15 protein-coding genes and 1 other annotated feature are annotated in these 18921 nt (G+C 47.6%); of the genes, 7 read left to right on the forward strand and 8 right to left on the reverse strand.

All coding sequences use genetic code 11. The features are described 5' to 3' along the window. Positions 1-158: 158 nt before the first annotated feature. Positions 159-2327, forward strand: a complete 2169-nt coding sequence (locus VN379_RS03575) for a HelD family protein (protein WP_325530872.1) — start codon at positions 159-161, stop codon at positions 2325-2327. A gap of 78 nt (positions 2328-2405) precedes the next feature. Here VN379_RS03575 and VN379_RS03580 read toward each other — a convergent pair whose 3' ends face one another. From VN379_RS03580 to VN379_RS03595, 4 genes are all read right to left on the reverse strand, one after another. Then, entirely contained in the window at positions 2406-3140 is a 735-nt protein-coding gene (locus tag VN379_RS03580) for an HD domain-containing protein (protein ID WP_325530874.1), read from the reverse strand. A gap of 79 nt (positions 3141-3219) precedes the next feature. Beyond that, on the reverse strand, positions 3220-4590 hold the full coding sequence (locus VN379_RS03585) for a sodium-dependent transporter (RefSeq protein ID WP_325530876.1): 1371 nt from the start codon (positions 4588-4590) through the stop codon (positions 3220-3222). Between the two features lie 95 nt (positions 4591-4685). Then, the gene (locus VN379_RS03590; RefSeq protein ID WP_325530878.1) at positions 4686-6257 is read right to left on the reverse strand and encodes a DUF3369 domain-containing protein; all 1572 of its coding nucleotides are present in this window, start codon (positions 6255-6257) and stop codon (positions 4686-4688) included. Continuing rightward, positions 6254-7771 carry a HAMP domain-containing sensor histidine kinase gene (locus VN379_RS03595; protein WP_325530880.1) on the reverse strand — a complete coding sequence of 506 codons (1518 nt, stop codon included), beginning with the start codon at positions 7769-7771 and terminating at the stop codon, positions 6254-6256. The genes VN379_RS03590 and VN379_RS03595 overlap by 4 nt, the downstream gene beginning before the upstream one ends. Before the next feature lie 235 nt (positions 7772-8006). On the opposite strand from VN379_RS03595, the gene VN379_RS03600 reads away from it, so the two are divergent. The 5 genes from VN379_RS03600 to VN379_RS03620 all read left to right on the forward strand — a co-directional run bounded on the left by VN379_RS03600 (position 8007) and on the right by VN379_RS03620 (position 12536). After that, complete coding sequence (locus VN379_RS03600; RefSeq protein WP_325530882.1) at positions 8007-8762, forward strand: ABC transporter permease; 756 nt, start codon at positions 8007-8009, stop codon at positions 8760-8762. After that, a complete protein-coding gene (locus VN379_RS03605; RefSeq protein WP_325530884.1) occupies positions 8759-9481 on the forward strand; it encodes an ABC transporter ATP-binding protein in 723 nt (240 codons plus the stop codon). The genes VN379_RS03600 and VN379_RS03605 overlap by 4 nt, the downstream gene beginning before the upstream one ends. A gap of 33 nt (positions 9482-9514) precedes the next feature. Then, positions 9515-10486 carry an NrtA/SsuA/CpmA family ABC transporter substrate-binding protein gene (locus VN379_RS03610; RefSeq protein ID WP_325530886.1) on the forward strand — a complete coding sequence of 324 codons (972 nt, stop codon included), beginning with the start codon at positions 9515-9517 and terminating at the stop codon, positions 10484-10486. Positions 10487-10564: 78 nt separating this feature from the next. Next, positions 10565-10776 (forward strand) — a binding site (T-box leader). Between the two features lie 117 nt (positions 10777-10893). Then, on the forward strand, positions 10894-11373 hold the full coding sequence (locus tag VN379_RS03615; RefSeq protein WP_325530888.1) for an Lrp/AsnC family transcriptional regulator: 480 nt from the start codon (positions 10894-10896) through the stop codon (positions 11371-11373). Beyond that, positions 11370-12536 (forward strand): aminotransferase class I/II-fold pyridoxal phosphate-dependent enzyme, encoded by a 1167-nt coding sequence (locus tag VN379_RS03620; protein WP_325530890.1) that lies wholly within the window; start codon positions 11370-11372, stop codon positions 12534-12536. Before VN379_RS03615 ends, VN379_RS03620 begins: the two co-directional genes overlap by 4 nt. 85 nt (positions 12537-12621) lie before the next feature. On the opposite strand, the gene VN379_RS03625 is transcribed toward VN379_RS03620, so the two are convergent. The 4 genes from VN379_RS03625 to VN379_RS03640 all read right to left on the reverse strand — a co-directional run bounded on the left by VN379_RS03625 (position 12622) and on the right by VN379_RS03640 (position 17118). Then, entirely contained in the window at positions 12622-13587 is a 966-nt protein-coding gene (locus tag VN379_RS03625; protein WP_325530892.1) for a P1 family peptidase, read from the reverse strand. Next, positions 13571-14206 carry a purine/pyrimidine permease gene (locus VN379_RS03630; protein WP_325530894.1) on the reverse strand — a complete coding sequence of 212 codons (636 nt, stop codon included), beginning with the start codon at positions 14204-14206 and terminating at the stop codon, positions 13571-13573. The genes VN379_RS03625 and VN379_RS03630 overlap by 17 nt, the downstream gene beginning before the upstream one ends. Positions 14207-14216: 10 nt before the next feature. After that, the gene (locus tag VN379_RS03635; protein WP_325530896.1) at positions 14217-14876 is read right to left on the reverse strand and encodes a solute carrier family 23 protein; all 660 of its coding nucleotides are present in this window, start codon (positions 14874-14876) and stop codon (positions 14217-14219) included. A gap of 334 nt (positions 14877-15210) precedes the next feature. Continuing rightward, positions 15211-17118: a [Fe-Fe] hydrogenase large subunit C-terminal domain-containing protein gene (locus VN379_RS03640; RefSeq protein WP_325530898.1), complete on the reverse strand. Its 1908-nt coding sequence runs from the start codon at positions 17116-17118 to the stop codon at positions 15211-15213. A gap of 322 nt (positions 17119-17440) precedes the next feature. Between VN379_RS03640 and VN379_RS03645 the strand changes: the two genes are divergently transcribed. Then, the gene (locus VN379_RS03645; RefSeq protein ID WP_325530900.1) at positions 17441-18907 is read left to right on the forward strand and encodes a sigma-54 dependent transcriptional regulator; all 1467 of its coding nucleotides are present in this window, start codon (positions 17441-17443) and stop codon (positions 18905-18907) included. The last annotated feature ends 14 nt before the right edge of the window (positions 18908-18921 follow it).

The following is an 18921-nucleotide window of genomic DNA, read 5'->3' on the forward strand; positions in this document are numbered from 1 at the left end:
CTTCTGTTGAATGTCATGCAAAATCCTAGACCCTTTGCTAAACAATTACCAGAAATACTTGCCAAGCATTACATCATGGCTTGCTAAACATAATAATCTAGTCCTATAATATTCTAACAACCCTGGAAAACAATGCTAAGATACGCGAGGTAACCGCCATGAGCAATCATCCTGATTTTCCCCAAGAGCAGCAGCATTTAGCTGAAACCATCCAATCTATGAAACAAATTATCAGAGATTTAGAAAACGATATGGAAGATCGTGTTCATAAGATCAGTCAGTCCCGTTCCAAGAAAGATGAAGTAAGCGCTTATGTCCACTCACTGATGAAAAGTGACCATGCCCTTAAAGCATCTGACATTGCAAGAGCCCTTGACAGCCCTTATTTTGGCCGCGTTGATTTTCGTGAAGATGGCGCCGAAGAATTTGAACACTATTATATTGGCCGGACCAAAGTCGCCAAACTGGATATTGAAACCGTTAAGGATATCCTGGTGTTTGATTGGCGGGATCCGGTATCGACAATTTTCTATGAATGCCAGGACGGACGCGCCAGTTATGAGGTGTTAGATCGCTATACCTACACAGGCGATGTCAATCTTAAGCGTCAATATAAGATCGAAGACAGCCAGCTTATCTCGATGTCCGAGGACAATATCCTGAGCAAGCTGATGAACCGCCAGCAGGAGTCGCTAATTGCCGATCCTTTTCTTTTGGAGCGCCTGTTAAAGGGTGCCGGTGACCGCCTTAAGGATATTGTTACCTCCATCCGCTCAGAACAAAACCAGATTATCCGCGAACCAATCAACCAGGTTACTATCATCCAGGGGGTAGCCGGGTCAGGCAAAAGCACCATCGGCCTGCACCGCTTATCCTACCTCTTATACAATGAAAAGCTTAACCCGGAGAAACTTGTCATTATTGCCCCCAACAAAATCTTCCTGGACTATATCTCTGACCTGCTGCCTGAGATTGATGCCCAGGACGTTAAGCAAACGACTTTCACTGATTTAGCTGCAGCAATTATGCAGTTTGAGCCGGTTATCAGCCCTGCGGCTGCTGATTCTGAACCACTGGCCACAGTGGCCAGATGGAAAGGAACGCCCGAGTTTATTAAGGTCATGGAGGTCTTCTTAGACAAACGACTGGAAAAATTCTGTCTAAAACTCAAAGACATAAACCTATTTGATAACCTGCTTGTCATCAGCCGGGAACAGCAGCTGGAGAAAGTTGTCGAAGGCGCCGGCATCCCTTATAACGAGCGACTGCGTTCACTGCAGAAATATATCAGCTTCCGGGTAAGAAACTTTGTCGAGGTTTATGAAGCAAGATATAAACGGGGTGAAGCAAGGGCAGATGAGAAAACGGCAGCCCGTTATACTGCCGAAGGCAATGAATTTATTGAACGGCATGCTGCCAAATGGCCGTTTCTTGAGCTATTAACCGGCTATGCAGAGCTAATCCAGGATAAACAGGCCTGGCGCAAAGTAAAACCCCATGGTGTCGATATCGATGTACTTGCCACCCATACCCAGGCAATTCTTGAAACAGGTCAGATTGAACGGGATGACCTGGCAGGGTTGTGTTACCTCAAACTGCTTGTAGACGGCCTCACCCATGTCGGCAAGTTTGACCATATTGCCGTTGATGAAGGCCAGGATATCAATCTCCTGGAGTATATCGTACTCTCCCGCCTGTCCCGCAACACATCCTTTACCATAATGGGCGACATGTCGCAGGCCATTCATACCGACCGGGGACTTACAAGCTGGCAGGCGCTCCTTAAAGAGGTATTTGATGAAGCCAAATGCCGTTACTATGAGGTCAACTTCAGTTACCGCTCAGCCAAAGAAATTGTTGATTTATTCAACAAAGTCATCCCCTCCGGCCGGTCGAAAGCCATCCCAGTATACGAGATTGGCCGGCAGCCGGTCATCGAGCAAGCCCCCTCAGCGCTGGCGGCACTCAACCGCACCATCGCGACAATTGAGGAATTTCAGCAGCTAGGTTGTAAATCCATCGGCATACTTACTAAAACAGAGGATGACAGCCTGAAATTATATGAAGGCCTGCAGTCTGCCGCGCCCCATCTTACCAACCTCAATCTGATTACAGGCAGCGTACTGAGCTACCATGGCGGCATTACGGTAGCCCCGATCATCCTGGCTAAAGGTCTTGAATTTGACGGTGTTATTATCTGGAATGCCTCAGAGCATAAGTTCACCGGCGATTTTCATGACGCCAAGCTGCTATATGTGGCTTTATCCCGGGCAATGTATTATCTGCACATCCTGCACCAGGGGAAGCTTACCCCGTTGCTTAAATAGCCCCTTGGCTGACTCAAGAGAACCGTCCCCGTGAGTCAAAAACACCAGCCCATCCGTTACTGCGGATGGGCTGGTGTTTTATGGCAGGGAGGATAGACTGTTACTAATATATGCTTTCATTGTTTCCTTGATTACAACACAATCCCCGGTATCAGGCAGAGCGGCCAGCTGCCGCTCCAGATGGCCTTCCGCAACCAGCTTTGCCAGTGTCCAGTCAAAGTAGATATCGTAAAACCAGCTCAGCCTGATCAGCCGTTTGTCAGCCATTGTTTTAACATCAGTATAGGATAACACCCCGCCGGTCTTTAACTGACTGATCAGTTTGGGGGAATAGTCATGATTGGCCTGGATTGGCGGCAGAATCCTAAAGATATCCAGCTTATCGGCATCGCGGATGATCTTGGCAAACAGCTCATGCTGCGGGCCGGCAGGCGGAATCAGCATTTTATTATGATTGGTAATGGCAAAGCGAATCATCCCCAGTTCGTCGTCAGTAAATCCCGCCAGCATACCGCTGTGCGCAAATTCCTCAGCCCCGGCATCGCCATGATCAAAGGACTCGGCATCAACAAAAGTGCGGTATTCAGTAACCTGGCGGAAACGGGAAAGGTCATGGACCAGGCCGATAACCTCGGCTAGCAGCGTTTGCCTGTCATCCAGCCCTAAATAAGCAGCCAGGCTGGCTGAAATGGCCGCAACCCGTTTGCTGTGCGCCTCTTTGAGCAGCACCCTGTCCATGACAAACTTATCACCGGTATAATACGCCTTAACATAGCCCTGAAACCACTCATATAGATAATCAATCTCAGACAATGCAGTCGCCTCCTAATAGAGGGGGACGGTTTTGACCAACAATGGTCAAAAACCGTCCCCGTTGTGCATTCCAGCGGTATTACAATTTTATCACACCAATGGAGTTTAAGAAAACTAAAAGCAGCAGCGCTGGCGTAATATATCGAACAATAAAGAAAAACAGGTTAAACAAGCCGGCGGCGATTTTGCCATCATTGGTCAATTCCTGGCGCAGCTCAGAGGTTTTAACAACATAACCAACAAACAGAGCTACCAACAGGCCGCCTACCGGCATTAAAATATTCGAGGATATATAATCAAAGAGATCAAAAAAGCCTTTGCCAAAAACAGTATACTGGCCCAACAGCGCTGAACTATCTGCAGATAATGCGGCCAGCACACCGAAGGATATAATAATTACAGCATTTAGCGCTACCGCTTTTTTACGGCCATAGCCCTTTTCTTCCGCGAAATAGGCAACAGGCACTTCCACCAGCGACAGCATCGCAGTGGTGGCGGCAATTGATGCCAGGAAGAAAAAAGCAACTAACAGGACACCGCCCAGCGGCATCTGGGAGAATACGAGCGGAATGGTCATAAATAACAGACCCGGGCCAGCCCCTGGCTCCATACCAAATGAAAACACTGCCGGGAATATAGCAAGACCTGCCAACATTGAGACCAGGGTATCGGAAACCGCCACTTTGGCCGCTGTGCCAAACAGGTTATTATCATGGGTAAAATAGCTGCTATAAGTAACCATTGTCCCCATCCCCAGCGACAGTTTAAAGAATGAAAGCCCCAGCGCCGTCAAAATAACTGGCGGTGTAATCTTACTGAAATCGACATTAAAGAGAAAATCAATACCGGCGCCGGCCCCAGGCAGTGTCAAGGCGCGAATATCGCACAGCACAATTAACACAAAAAAAAGCGGCATCAGTGTTTTAGTGATGCGTTCTATCCCTTTTTTAACCCCCATGATGAGGATAGCGGAAACGGTAGCCATTACGATTACCTGCCAGATAATCGGGCTTAGCGGCCCAACCACGACACTGCCAAACTGGGCTTTAGCCGCTGCAGCGGTAATACCGGCAAAGTCACCGGAGATGGCTTTAAACAGATACAGGTAGACCCAGCCGGCAACACAGCTGTAAAAGAACATAATCAAATATACACCAAATACAGCCATCACACCGGTATAGCGCCAGGCCGTTCCCGGCTTGAGCTTTTCAAAAGCACCAACGGCATTTCTGCGGGTGCTGCGCCCCAGATAAAACTCACTTAACATGACCGGCAGGCCAACTAGCACAATACAGATAAAATATACCAGCAAAAATGCCCCGCCGCCAAACTGCCCGGTAAGATAGGGAAATTTCCAGATGTTCCCCAAACCAACGGCACTGCCTAATGTGGCAAAAAAAACGGCCAGGCCTGATGAAAAGCCCTCTCTCTTTTGCTGCGAATCCCCCACAATAATTCTCCCCTCAGTAAACATTATTCCATATTGTAGTTTACTGTGAAACAAAACTATCTGTCAATGTGCAAACTTTGCAAAATTTTCTCTGCTTACAGGTCTTTAAGCGTATCTCTGATATGCAGAAATTCATCCAGGTGTTCAAGAAAGAGATCCACCAGGGTGGGGTCGAAATGCCTGCCCCGCTCACCGGCAAAGTATTCGAGGATCTTATCCAGCGGCCAGGCGTCTTTGTAGACCCGTTTACTTCCTAAAGCATCAAAGACATCGGCAATGGCGGTGATTCTGCCATAAATATCGATAGCTTCCCCTTTTAGGCCGTCCGGATAGCCTGTGCCGTCATATTTTTCGTGGTGCTGTAACGCAATCAGGGCGGCCGCCTGCATAATCTTGCGGTTTGAACTGCGCAGTATCTCATAGCCGAGAACACCATGCGCTTTGATGACCTCAAATTCCTCCGGGGCCAATTTACCAGGCTTGTTAAGGATAGAATCTGTAATACCCAGTTTACCGACATCATGCATCGGTGAAGCCAGTTTAATCAGCTCAGCTTCTTCCTCTGCCAATCCATATTTTAAAGCAAGCAGCTTGGAGTATTCTGCCACTCGCCGTACATGGTTGCCGGTCTCTTTAGAGCGCACCTCCGAGAACTCACCAAGGGTAAAGATGATTTCTTTCTGGGTATCCTCTATCTCCTGGGCGAGAAAGCTGTTATCAAAAGTAGCTGCGACTGTCATTCCAAAAATATTGATCAGATTTTTTTCCCAATCGGATAAGCTATTTAAGCCTTCTAAGTAAATAAAGCTCTCATGTTGATTTTTCCCTTTAAAGTACTGAATAAAACAGTTATCCGCATGGACGCCTTTTTTACTCTGCCGTGCTTTATCAATGATCCCATCAAGATCACCAGCAGCCATTTGCCTGGCCGGGCAGCCAACTATACCACAATATTTTTCGGTACCATCCAATATATAAAATTCACCATTAGCCTCTTTAACCGCCACCAGTCCGGAGATGGCCTCTGCCCGGTGGTTGCCGTTAATACTCAAAATAGACAACAGCTGGGTAAGTACACAGGCGGCCAGACGTTTCAGCGACTGAGCCTCTAATAAAGCAGCCGCCGATTCCAGCGTTTTTTCCAGGCCTTTTCGATTATTATCAAGGTTGACGATATCCCGGTATGATCTAAGGGAGGCAATTATGGTTGTTGTTAATTTACGGGCGGTAAGCTCGGTCTTTTCTTTATAATCGTTAATATCGTAGTCACGGATCACCGTTTCCTCAGGTGCTTCCTGCGGCTGGCCGGTCCTTAGAATAATCCGGACCAGATGATTGCTCAGATCTTCCCTGATACACCTTGCTACCTCCAGCCCGGCCTTATCGCCATCCATCATAACATCCAGCAAAATTACAGCCACATCAGCGTTGTACCGCACTAACTCCCTGGCTTCGGCCGGTGAATAAGCACTCAAAAGTTGTAAAGGTTTGCCCTCAAAGGTAAATTCCCGAAGAATTTTTCTGGTTATCTCGTGAATCCCTCTGTCATCATCGACAATAATTATTTTCCATTTAGCGCTGCCATCTGCTGTGTGTTCGGGAGCAAAAGCCACCAGGCTGTCATTGTCTTCAATATCCAAAATTAATTTGTCTGCTTCATTAGTCATTGTTTCAACTCTCCTATGGGAAACCTTATTGTAAAAATGACGCCCTTACCCTCAGTGCTGTGGCAGTCAATCGTGCCACCAAACTTTGCTGTAATTATCTCCTTAACAATACTAAGTCCAAGTCCACTACTGCCTTGCTCCCGGTTAGTCGTAAAATAAGGATCAAATATATGGGCCAGGGTATCCTCGCAGATCCCTTTGCCATCATCTGAATACTCAAGTACTGCCACCTGTTCTTCTTTTGATATTTTTAACACGATACTGCCCTGATCCCCCTGGTCGTAACCATGAATCAGCGAGTTAAGCACCAGATTGGTAATGATCTGGGTAAACAAGCCGGGAAACCCGTTGATGCTAAAGTCAGCGCCGCATACAAGCTGTATTTGATGACCGGCCTGGGTAAGGCGGGGTTTTAACGCCAGCAATACCTGTTTAGCCTGGGCTTTAACGCTAAAGACCTGCCGCCGTTCTGATCCGGCTACTGACTTCCGGAAATCGCTAACTATCTCGGCGGCAGTTTGCAGATTGGCAAGTATACTATCGGCTGATTCGCTGTACAGGTTAAGATGTTTTTCAAGATCGGACTTTTTTACAGCCCCTTGTTTAAATAACAGGGTCAGACTCTCTACTTCCTGACCGAGATAAGAGGCTGCCATAATTCCTGTACCCAATGGGGAGTTTATTTCATGGGCAAAACGGGCAATTTTGTCAGGCGAAACAGCCACGCCTGACGACTGACAGGGTGAACCGGCGGCCGGCAGCGGTTCTACCGGCAATGCAGCCCCCGGGGCCTGAACAGCCAGAGATTCTTTGCCACCAATCCCCGGACCGCTTAAGGTTCGCCAGGTCCTTGCCAGTACCCGCCTGCTGCTTACATTCTCCTCATACAACTGGTGCCGCAACAACAGCAAAAATGTCAGTATCATAATACCAAAGCCCCAATGTACCGTGTATAGCATCGGCCAAACTACGCCCCCGCCTTTAAGGAGCAGGGAGGTACCTAATAAAACCGCAACTACTATAAGGCCTGTGACAATAGTTCTTGCGGCAGAATTCCCGTAAACAGCCTTGTAGACAACAACACCGCCGGCAACTAAACCAGTGCCGGCGGTTATACCGGCAAAAACAAGGTCAACCCCGCCAGTGGCAACGATATTTGCCGACAGGCCTAACAGTGCGGCTACTGCATACACAACATGCAGCCGGACAAAGCGCTCAAGCCAGATATGCCGATAATGGCACACACACTGTTCTAACAAACGATAAAACGCTGCCGGCAGTAAACAAGTGGCAAACAGCGTGACATTGTCCCAAAAGAGCGGTACGGCAATGAATACCTGCCTTATTTCCAGTTGTGCGAATAACTGGACGCCAGTACAAAAGGCCAGCCAACTAAGCGTAAAAAATACACTGCTATTTTGTTTACCAAACAGAAAACCGGACAGCGGCATAGCTACAGCAATAGCAAAAAAGAACAAAACCAGTATGGCTCCTTCCACATTGCCATGCCCCAACACTGCCGCCTCCTTCCTAAATCGAAAATACGATTATCAGTTATCCAAATGGATTCTATTCTAGTAAATTTCTGTATAATCCTGCTAATGCATAAATAAATCAGGTCATCTAATGTAGGATAATCCACTTATTTGCAGGAATTTATATGTAACTATGTCGAAATTATCCAAGGTATATTATACCAATAGATCTGCATCCTGCTATACTAACCGCCAAAAGGAGCTAGCCGCACCCATGACTTTCATTAAAGGTCTCCTTATTCCCACTATTGTACTCTTGCTTTGGTTGGTAGTCTCCAAACTTAAGCTTGTCAGTTTCTATATCCTGCCGCCACCGGAACAAGTATTGGCCACAGGGCTCTCCCTGCTGGATAAAGGTGTACTCCTGAAACACCTCTCAGTCAGTTTTTACCGGGTTATTTCCGGCTTTTGCTTTTCTTTGCTGTTGGCGTTCCCATTAGCGGTACTGCTTGGTATAAACAGGCAGTTTGCGCCGTTCATTAACCCACCGCTCGAATTTGTCCGCCATATCCCGCCTCTGGCCTGTATCCCGCTGTTGATTCTGTGGTTTGGTATCGGCGAAGCCTCAAAGCTTGCCGTAATTATCCTGGCCGCTTTTTTCCCGATCTTCTTAAATACGCTAAACGGCATTCGTCACTGTGACGAGAAATTGCTGGAAGTAGGCGATGCTTTTGGCTTGAGCGCCGGCGAAAAATTTCTCAGGATTACTTTTCCTGCGACCTTACCCTTTATCATTATCGGCATGCGCCTGGGGCTGGGTTACAGTTGGCGGGCACTTATCGGCGCCGAGCTTGTTGCCGCATCAGCCGGTATCGGCTATATGATCCTGGACGCCGAACAAATCTCCCGCTCAGATATTGTAATCATTGGTATTCTTACCATTGGCTCCATCGGCTACATTATTGACTATCTGTTTTTAAAGCTAACTCAATATGGCATGCCCTGGGTCAAAAGGACGGCAGACTTATGATCACGTTAACGCTAAGTGGTGTTGGCAAAACCTATACCCTCGAGACGAAGCAGGTCGCGGCAGTAGCAGATGTCAACCTTACCGTTGAAACCGGTAGGTTTATCACCATTGTCGGGCGCAGCGGCTGCGGTAAAACAACCCTGCTCCGGCTTATCGCCGGCCTGGAGCCCGCAAGTTCCGGCACAATGGTCTTTAACCCGGTGAATGCTAAAATCGGCCTGGTCTTTCAAGAGCCGCGGCTGATGCCATGGCTAACCGTGGAAAAGAATATGGCCTTTGCCCTCCTAAATGTGGAAGAACGTGATCAGGTACAGCAGACAGTAGCCCATTATTTAAAAATGCTGAATCTGGAAGATTTCAGTAAGGCTTATCCGTCTCAAATCTCCGGCGGTATGGCCCAACGGACAGCCCTGGGCCGTGCCCTCTGCTACAACCCTGACATCATTTTAATGGATGAACCCTTAGGGGCATTAGATGCTTTTACCAGAGCCAGTCTCCAGAAAGAGCTTATCAACATATTCTTACTCTCCCGGAAAACAATTCTGTTTGTTACCCATGATGTCGATGAGGCAGTACTGCTGGGCCAGCAGGTAATTGTCATGGGTAACGGGCGCATTCGCGAGAGTATCCCGGTAGCCCTTGCTTATCCCCGTAACCCAGCCTCCAGGGAGTTCTACGATATCAGAACGCAAGTGCTGCAAGCCATCATGCTGGATTAACTGGCAAAACAACTAATCAAAGGAGCGTGACCTATGAAAAAAGGTATTGCCCTGGCTCTCTTATGCCTCTTCGTGTTGACAATTACAGGCTGCGGAACAAGCCAAACGAGCCCGGCGACAGCAAAAAAACTTGAAACTATTAATATTTCCTATGTTAAACTGCCGCTCAATGTACCCTCGATTATCGAGAAAAAGCTTGAGCTCTTTGAGAAAGAATTCGCCAAAGACAATACCAAAGTTGTCTTTCCCGAGATTACCGAGGGACCAAAAATGACGGCAGCGTTAGCCTCCGGCTCCCTGGACTTCTGCAATGCCCTGGGTGGTACCTCAGCCATACTGGCGGCCGCAAACGGCCTTGACATTAAAATCATCGGGATGTATAGCCGCGCCCCCAAGGCTTTTGTCATTATGACTAAAGACCCGGCGATCATAACAATAGCCGACCTCAAAGACAAAACAGTGGCCGGTCCTAAAGGAACGATACTCCATCAACTGCTTTTAGCCGCACTCAAACAGCAGCATCTGACCGGCGATGCGGTCAAATTCGTCAACATGGGCATCCCTCAAGGTGTTACAGCCATGATGTCCGGCGATGTCGCGGCAGCACTTGTTGCTGGTCCGGCTGTTCCTAAAGCCATTGAAGCCGGCGGCCGCATTATCGCCACCGGTGAAGGCCTGCTGGATGCTACCATTGTAATTGCTGTGGAAGGCAAATTCCTGCAGGAAAACACCGGGATTGTTAAGCGGTATATGAAGGTACACCAGCAGAGCCTAACCTATATGAAAGAACATCCGGACGATGTATACCGCATGTCTGCAGAAGAGACAGGCTTATCGGTTGAAGATGTCAAGCAAATGTATAGCTGGTATGACTTTAATCCGGCGATCACTGACAACGATATAAGAGATTTGGAAAAGACCCAGGACTTTTTGCTGCAAAACGGTTTACTGTCAAAGCAGATAGAGATACGAGAGTTGATCAGGGATATGAGCAAAGAAATTTAATTTCTTTTAAAAACACAAAATAGCATTATGACTTGCCTTGAGCTTTTTTTTATGATACTATATTTACAAATTAACATGATTAATGTGATGACAGGGACAGTACCAAAACAATCTTACCCCTCAGAGAGCCGGCTAGGGTGAAAACCGGCGGAAGATGGTTTGGGAAAGCCACCCTTGAGCTGTAGGCTGAAATTTAGTAAGTGCTACCGTTGCCTGGCGTTAACAGGACAGAGCGAGCCCATGTTGGCTAATCTAGGTGGTACCGCGGGAACTATAATCCCGTCCTTTTTCTAAGGACGGGATTTTTTATTTTTTATACAACGCGTTAAATATTCAGGCGAACACACCACCTGCCTGCGCCTGCAACCTTCTTTACTCGGATATAATTTAGGGAGGATTTCAACTTTATGAAAGAGCTACTGGAATTATTAGAAAAAGATTGCACCCAACCCCGTGAGCAGCTTGCTGCCCTGCTTCACATCTCCAAAGAAGAGGTAGATGCACACATTAAACGCCTTGAAGCAGAGAAAGTCATTGTCAAATACCAGCCGATTATTAATTGGGACCAGGTGGGTGAAGACCGGGTCACCGCCGTTATTGACGTTAGAATTACACCGCAGCGGGAAGTAGGCTTTGACGCGATTGCTGAACGCATCTGCCGCTTTCCCGAGGTTGTCAGCCTATACCTGATGTCAGGAGCTTATGACTTGAGCGTCATGGTTGAAGGCCACACGCTCAAAGAGGTCTCCCAGTTTGTTGCCACAAAGCTATCAACAATTGATGGCGTGATTAGCACAACAACCCATTTTATGTTAAAACGGTATAAATACGCCGGTGTTATCATTGAAGACCGCGAAGACGATCACCGGCTGGTGGTATCGCCATGAGCTGGGCTGACCGCATATCGCCTGCTGTTAAAGCAGTCCCCCCCTCAGGGATCAGACGCTTCTTCGATATTGCTGCAGAAATGAAGGGGGTTATCTCACTCGGTGTTGGCGAACCCGATTTTATCACCCCCTGGCATATCCGGGAAAGCTGTGTTCACGGCCTGCACAAAGGCTATACAACCTACACCTCAAATTATGGCCTCTTAGAGCTCAGAGAAGAGATTGCCCGTACTATTTACACCAATTATAACGTAGCCTATGACCCCCGCACAGAGGTCTTAGTCACAGTTGGTGTCAGCGAAGCACTTGATTTGGCCATACGGGCCCTGCTCAGCCCCAGGGACGAGGTGCTCATCCCCGAGCCCTGTTATGTATCATATAAAGCCTGCGTTATGCTGGCAGGCGGTGTGCCGGTACCGGTGCCAACAACCATCGAGCATGAGTTCCGCGTCACGGTAGCGCAATTGGAAAAACTGATAACCCCGCGGACCAAGGCGCTGTTAATCGGCTATCCCAACAACCCGACAGGTGCCATTATGCCTAAAAAAGACCTGGAGGCTATTGCCCGGTTTGCCCAAAAACATGATCTGATTGTTATCTCTGATGAAATATATGCTGACCTCACTTATGATGGAACCCATACCTGTTTTGCCAGTTTACCGGAAATGCGCGACCGCACCATTCTTTTAAATGGCTTTTCCAAAGCCTACGCTATGACCGGCTGGCGGATTGGCTATGCACTGTCCAATCCGGATTTTATTGCCGCCATGAATAAAATCCATCAATATACCATGCTGTGCGCCCCGATTACTGCCCAGCTGGGCGCCATTGAAGCCCTCCGGCACGGTAAAGAGAAAATGGAGAAAATGGTCGCCGAGTATAACTGTCGCCGCCAGCTGATGCTTGAGGGTCTGCACAGTATCGGTCTAACCTGCTTTGAACCCAAAGGGGCCTTTTATATCTTCCCTGCTATCAAAGAAACCGGCCTAACCTCCATGCAGTTTGCGGAGGAACTCCTGAAGGCTGAAAAAGTAGCGGTAGTTCCTGGCGATGCGTTCGGTGAGAGTGGTGAGGGTTTTATCCGCTGCTCTTATGCCTCTTCAATCAGCAACCTCTCAGAAGCTCTGGAGCGGATCAGACGGTTTGTTAAACAACACCACTAAAAAAGAAAAATGAGATTGCTCTGGCAATCTCATTTTTCTTTGCTTAATTTATACAACCCATCAACCACCTGCGCCTGAAAACGCCTTATTGAGGCATATGTATATCGCGACAGCACTTAAATCCCGCTAACGGCGTTGCCTGGCTAACAGCCCGGATTACAGCCTGCTCAACAGCCCGTGCAGCCAGTATGCCAACTGCGCTCACATCGGCTGCTACCTGGCCGGTAGCCAGTGCAAAAATAGTGTCACCATCAAAGAGGGTGTGTGCCGGGCGGATTGTCCGGGCATAACCATTGTGAGCCATTGACGCCACCTTTTGAGCCTGGCTTTTGGTTAAAACTGCGTTGGTAACGACCGTACCAATCGTGGTATTGCCGGAAAACCGACTATCCTGTTGTTTATACTGAGCAATCATACCCTCCTCACAGTTGAGGAAGGTAAAAGGAGTTTCGCTAAATGCACCGGCCAGAATTCCTCCGTCAGCAGCATTAACAACATCGCCAAGGCAATTAACAGCAACCACTGCTCCCACCAGCAGCGGGCCGGCTGCCAGGCACCAAGTGCCTATCCCGCCTTTCATGGCATGCGCCATACCAAACACCTTGCCGACAGTAGCGCCGGTACCAGCCCCCACCGAACCCTCAGCCACTTCCGGACTCCCGGCCGCCAGACAGGCAGCATACCCCATGGCTTTATCCGGTCTTACCCGGTAGTCACCGCAAGCCAGGTCAAACAGTACCGCCCCGGACACAATCGGCACCTTGGCTACACCAACATCAAAACCTGCCCCCTGTTCCTCCAGGTACTGCATAACACCAGCTGCTGCGTCAAGACCGAAGGCACTGCCGCCAGCCAGCAGCACCGCATGCACCTTGTCAACATAGTTGACCGGATTCAGCAAATCAGTTTCACGCGTGCCTGGCGCGCCGCCCCGCACATCAACACCGGCCACTGCCCCGCCCTGGCAGATGATAACCGTACAGCCCGTGGCTGCAGTAAAATCTTGTGCATGTCCAACCTTAATTCCGGCAATATCAGTCAGGCTTGCCATCGCTCTTGACACCACCTTTTTTATAGACTAAATGTTCAAGGATTAACGCCGCCGACACACCGACAACAAAGCCATTTGTCAGCAGCGGTCTAACTAATGCGGGTATACCTGCGGTCACAGAAGCTGGTAAAAAGGCCACCATTGTTCCGAGCATCAGCGAAAAGCCAATTAACAGACCTGTCTCCATTCCTGACGTTTCAAAGGACTTGCCTAACATCAGCAGCCCGCCGGACACCTGCGAACACATGGTGTAAAAGAGCAAACTGCCGGTAACCACCGCAGGTATATACGAAAAGACACTGATAATACCTGGCGTAAATGCGAGCACGATCATGCCCACCGCTGCAGCCGCAAGCGGAAACCGCGACGCACAGCCTGAGGCAATAATCACCCCACTGCTGAACGAATAATTAACAGGGCCAATTACCCCCAGGCAGCCGGCAAGGATATTGCCCAGCCCGGTCACGACCAGACCCGCATTGGTGCGTTGTTCAACATCCCTGACAGCAAGCAGATTGGCCGTACTCTGGATCGATCCCAGATCATTGGCCGTTAGCGCAAAAAAACAAAATAAGAACGAAATAACAACAACAGGATCAAAACTCAGGTTTGCAGCCAAAAGCCCCCCCTCAGCCGCAGCCTGGGATAACACCGGGGCACGCGGTAAAACAACCGGCAGCTAACCCATAATAAGCCAGGCTGCCCAGGATCAGCGCCCAAATCACAATTGTTGACTTTAGTGCGTCAGGTAACAACCGCTGGCCAGCCATTAAAACCATGATCATGGTAAATGAAAATACCAGTCGCCCAAACGGATTACCCGCTCCGGCAAGGATTAGATTTAAAATAGCAGGAAGCATGGTAAAGGCAATTAACAACAACACCACCCCGACAACACGCGGGGTGAACAGGTCACTAATACGTCGGAGCAGCTTTAAACTACTTAAGCCGGCAAGCAGTATACCACAAACAATAATCGAGAAATACGCGGCACTGCCAGTGGGTTCACCCTGACTTGCCATCAGTCCGCTTAAAAGCACAGCCGCCGGCCCAACAATAAGTGGCAGGCGATGCCCCCTTAGAACCTGGACAAGCATTGTTATTCCTGTCACAAAGAAAACCTTCTGCAGATACTGTAGTTGTAAAGCAGTCGATTCCGAGTAATGAATACCTGCCGCAATTGTGCCAAGAATGATAATATAGGGAACAACCACCAAAAACCACTGCAAGGAAAAAAGCACTAATTCAGTAAGCGGGGGGCGCTCATCAAGCCGGTATTTAAACTCCAATTGTCCCACCCCTCTCTATAGTATTATTCTCCTTAGCTTCTTTATCCAGCAGAATATTTCCTCCAGGAGCAAAAACATCTTTAACCAAAACCTCCTCTGTAGCATACAATGCAACAAATCAGCGCTGTATAAGCGTAATAGATTAAGAGGGGGATTACTCAATGAGCTGTGGGTTTGGCAAAGGAAACAATTCGAGTTCGATTATAATTATTATTATTATTCTTTTATTTTTCTGCTTCTGCGATAACGATTCGCCAAGCTGTTAGGCCTTCAATACTTAACAACCGACCGCAGTCCCCTCCGGGACTGCGGTCGGTCAATTTAGTAATTAGTTCTATTTTACCAGGCTGTCAGCTGTTGCTGCGATCTCCTGACACTTTGCCGTAACCTCTTCGATAGTCGCTGAAATACTGGTTATTTCCGAACTTACTGCATCCATTTTTGTTTCAAGGATGTTTGATATATTAAGAATGGCTTCGATTTGCTTAGCGATCGAGTCCACACTGGCCTTAGTAGAAGCAACCGTATCCTTGGACTTATCGGCCAGCAGGCGAACCTCGTTGGCAACCACAGCAAACCCTTTGCCATGCTCCCCGGCCCGGGCAGCTTCAATGGTTGCATTAAGTGACAGCAGATTAGTTTGGCCGGCGATACCGACAATCTCATCAGAGGCAGAGGTAAAGTCCTGCAGCTTAGCTTCCACCTGACGCACACTATCCCTGAGCTCATTGGCAGTCTGGAGCAAGGACAGGACATCCAGGTTGATTGTTTCAATACTCTTGGCGTTATCACTGCTGCCGAGAGATACCTCCTGAATAGCGCTGTTTATGTCTTTAACCCGTTCTTCAAGCCTGTTGGCAGCCGCAGACCTCGCCTCACTTAACGCCTTCACTTCGGCCATCATGGCTTCGATCTCCTGGGTTTTTTCGACTGTGGCCTGGTGTTCCAAGGCTAATTCATGACGATTATAGTCAATACAGTTATCCGGATGGTTAAACCCGTTAACAACTGCCTGCGCGAAATTCCGGCAATTACCAAAACCACAGGCATAACAATTTATGTTGCGTGACTCCTCAGTCGTTTTATGCAGCTTTGTAAATACCGGCGCAAGAACCGCGTCTGATGAGTCCAGCACCTTGACAGTGCCTGATTCATCCTGATACCGCCGGGAAAAATCACTAAGCCTGAGCTCTTTATCAAATCTTGCAAATAATGCGTAAACCTTTTTATAAAACCCCTTTTTACTCTGTTCTTTAACCTTATCGGCTTTCAAATCATTCATAAGATAGTCAATATCATCAATAGAGAGAGCCTTTGTTGTACCTGTTCCCTTGTTGCAGCCATAGGAACAATTGAGGATGTCAACAAGTAATGGCAGCTTCTTGCCGGCCTTCATTCTTTCAGCATATTCCTCAAGATAGTGATAAGCATGCTGCGGCCCTTCGACCTGCCTGATCCAGACGCTGCTTCCACGGGTATGATGCTCAACATTTTCCCGTAATCCGCCGGGACGGCTGAAGGTAAGGCCTATTCCACAGCTGACGCCATCAAAATCCGTGTCTTGATACTGTGACAATACAATCTGGTTGCGCTTAAGATACTCACCTAATTTTTGATAGGTAACATTATAATCGATTAACCCCTGAGTAGTTGTTTCATTTATCTCATCAATCTTGCCAATACAGGGTGACAAAAAGGCAAGCTTATCTTCAACCCCGGCATATTTTTTGAGATATACCGCAGTACACATCACAGGGCTATGGATCGGGGCAAGCCGGGGGATTAATTCCGGTTTGTACTTTTCAACATAATTGACAATCGCCGGACAGGGTTGAGCAATAATCGAATCCAGACTATATTCTTTGATTGCCTTTAAATAAGCCCAGGTAGTAATATCGGCACCAAAAGACACGTCATATATTATGTTTACCCCGGCCGACTTTAGATAACCAAACAACCTCCTATACTCGAAGTTGAACCGAACGGCCGGCGCAGCGACTACCGAGATCCTGACACCCTGCTTAAGGTCTTGAAAAAACCTTTCTGTATCGTCAGCGAAATCCCGGGCATGATGATCACAGACATCAATACATTCCCCACAATGAATACACTTAGCTTGATCAACCTTTACCTTATTCTGCCCGCCAACAGCATAAGCAATATTGGCATTAACCGGGCATTTAGCGATACATTTGTTACAACCAGCGCATTTTTCTTCACAAGTCAGTAGTATCTCTGACATGCTTCTCCCCCCAATACAAAGCTAATTAATAATATAAATACATAAGTTCATCTTATCACATAGCCGATAGATTTCGCTAATTTATGTCAATTTCCTGCTTGATATCTACTAATATTACATAATCTGGTTATTTATTTCAGTGGAGCTACTGAGTATTTAGGATAACTGCTATCTTTCCAAGGATTCATAAGGAAAAATGTCGAATAAGGGAATCAAAGATTTTGTTAGAATTTTCTATATTATGTGCTAGTCAGTATTTTCAATAACTATCATTTGAGCTGGCAACATTTCGCATCAAATAAAACAGTAAGGAGGACAGTCTTTGAAAATTCTACTTGTCGATGACGATGCTGACAACCGTATCTCTGTTGGGAATTTTCTTTACAAACTAGGCTATCAGGTAACAGAATGCTGTAATGGCGAAGAAGCATTGTCCACCTATTCAGCAGGAAGCTTCCCTATGATTTTGACTGATATCCGCATGCCAAAGATGTCTGGTGTTGATTTATTAAAGCAGGTTAAGTCTTCACCAGGTGCAGCCTATACAGATGTTGTGTTGTTTACCGGGCACGGTACAATGGAATCAGCCATTGATGCCCTGCGCATGGGGGCCTTTGATTACTTATTAAAGCCCATAAACCTTCAGGAACTGGTAATTGTCACTGAAAAAGTAGCCGAGCACCAGGGCTTATTGCGGGAGAATCATCGCCTTACCGATTATTTTGAGCAAGAGGTACGTGCCGAAACCCTGGAAACAGCCAACGAAATTTGCCGGTTAAGAAAACTGGCCGCTAAAGCCGAAGGTATCGGCGAAATTGGTATCTTTAGCGAGGCAATGCAAGATATCTACAGGCAGGCTACACAGTATCATCAAGACCGATCTATCCCTGTTCTTATCCAGGGCGAAACAGGAACAGGCAAGGAACTGATCGCCAAACGTATCCATTACGCCGATTTTGCGGTAGCCGCACCGTTTATCGATATCAACTGCGCCGCCCTGACACCAATGTTATTTGAAAGTGAATTATTTGGCTACGAGGCCGGTTCCTTTACCGGCGGCCTCGTACGTGGTCAAAAGGGTAAGCTGGATATCGCTGCAGGAGGTACACTATTTTTAGATGAAATCAGCGAAATGCCCCCTGAAATACAGGCTAAGTTACTACGGGTGCTGCAGGAAAAGGAATTTTACCGGGTAGGCGGTCTAAAAAAAATCAAATCAGACGTCCGTGTTATTTGTGCCACGAACAGCAGCCTGAACAAAGCTGTCGAGGACGGGAGATTCCGCCGCGATCTATATTATCGCCTTAATGTGGGACAAATCTTCCTGCCACCATTACGCCATCAGCCGGAATGTATCATACCGCTGGCAGAAATGTTCTTACACCACTTTTCAACGCAGAAAGAAAAAAAATTTGTCAGCATATCAAATGAGGCCGCACGAAGATTGCTTAGGCACTCCTGGCCCGGGAATGTCCGTGAGTTGAAAAATGCAATTGAATGGTCTGTTTTTATGTTCAATCACCCTGAACTCCAAGCTGACCATCTCAACATTGCTTCAGACTGCAGTTACCCGGTACAACCACAGCAACAGCCGGTAATGCTAGCTCTAGATGCTCCGCTGGCATTACCGGCTGCTCCCTTTAGCTTAAATGCATATGTTGATAAAATTATATGTGCTGCCTTAAAAATGCACGGTGGCAATAAGTCGGCAACCGCCACCTATCTGGGGTTATCACGCAGATCATTATCCTACAGAGCCGGCAAGATCAGTGAAATTGTCCCACGCTGATTTTGCCGACCACT

Source organism: Sporomusa sp. (assembly GCF_035561255.1).
In the GTDB taxonomy this organism is placed as follows: domain Bacteria; phylum Bacillota; class Negativicutes; order Sporomusales; family Sporomusaceae; genus Sporomusa.

Bases quoted from the DNA above. Each gene is read 5' to 3' on its own strand.
- VN379_RS03590 (WP_325530878.1), bottom strand. From the start codon at position 6,257: ATGACTAATGAAGCAGACAAATTAATTTTGGATATTGAAGACAATGAC.
- VN379_RS03605 (WP_325530884.1), top strand. From the start codon at position 8,759: ATGATCACGTTAACGCTAAGTGGTGTTGGCAAAACCTATACCCTCGAG.
- VN379_RS03575 (WP_325530872.1), top strand. From the start codon at position 159: ATGAGCAATCATCCTGATTTTCCCCAAGAGCAGCAGCATTTAGCTGAA.
- VN379_RS03620 (WP_325530890.1), top strand. From the start codon at position 11,370: ATGAGCTGGGCTGACCGCATATCGCCTGCTGTTAAAGCAGTCCCCCCC.
- VN379_RS03610 (WP_325530886.1), top strand. From the start codon at position 9,515: ATGAAAAAAGGTATTGCCCTGGCTCTCTTATGCCTCTTCGTGTTGACA.
- VN379_RS03625 (WP_325530892.1), bottom strand. From the start codon at position 13,587: ATGGCAAGCCTGACTGATATTGCCGGAATTAAGGTTGGACATGCACAA.
- VN379_RS03600 (WP_325530882.1), top strand. From the start codon at position 8,007: ATGACTTTCATTAAAGGTCTCCTTATTCCCACTATTGTACTCTTGCTT.
- VN379_RS03640 (WP_325530898.1), bottom strand. From the start codon at position 17,118: ATGTCAGAGATACTACTGACTTGTGAAGAAAAATGCGCTGGTTGTAAC.
- VN379_RS03615 (WP_325530888.1), top strand. From the start codon at position 10,894: ATGAAAGAGCTACTGGAATTATTAGAAAAAGATTGCACCCAACCCCGT.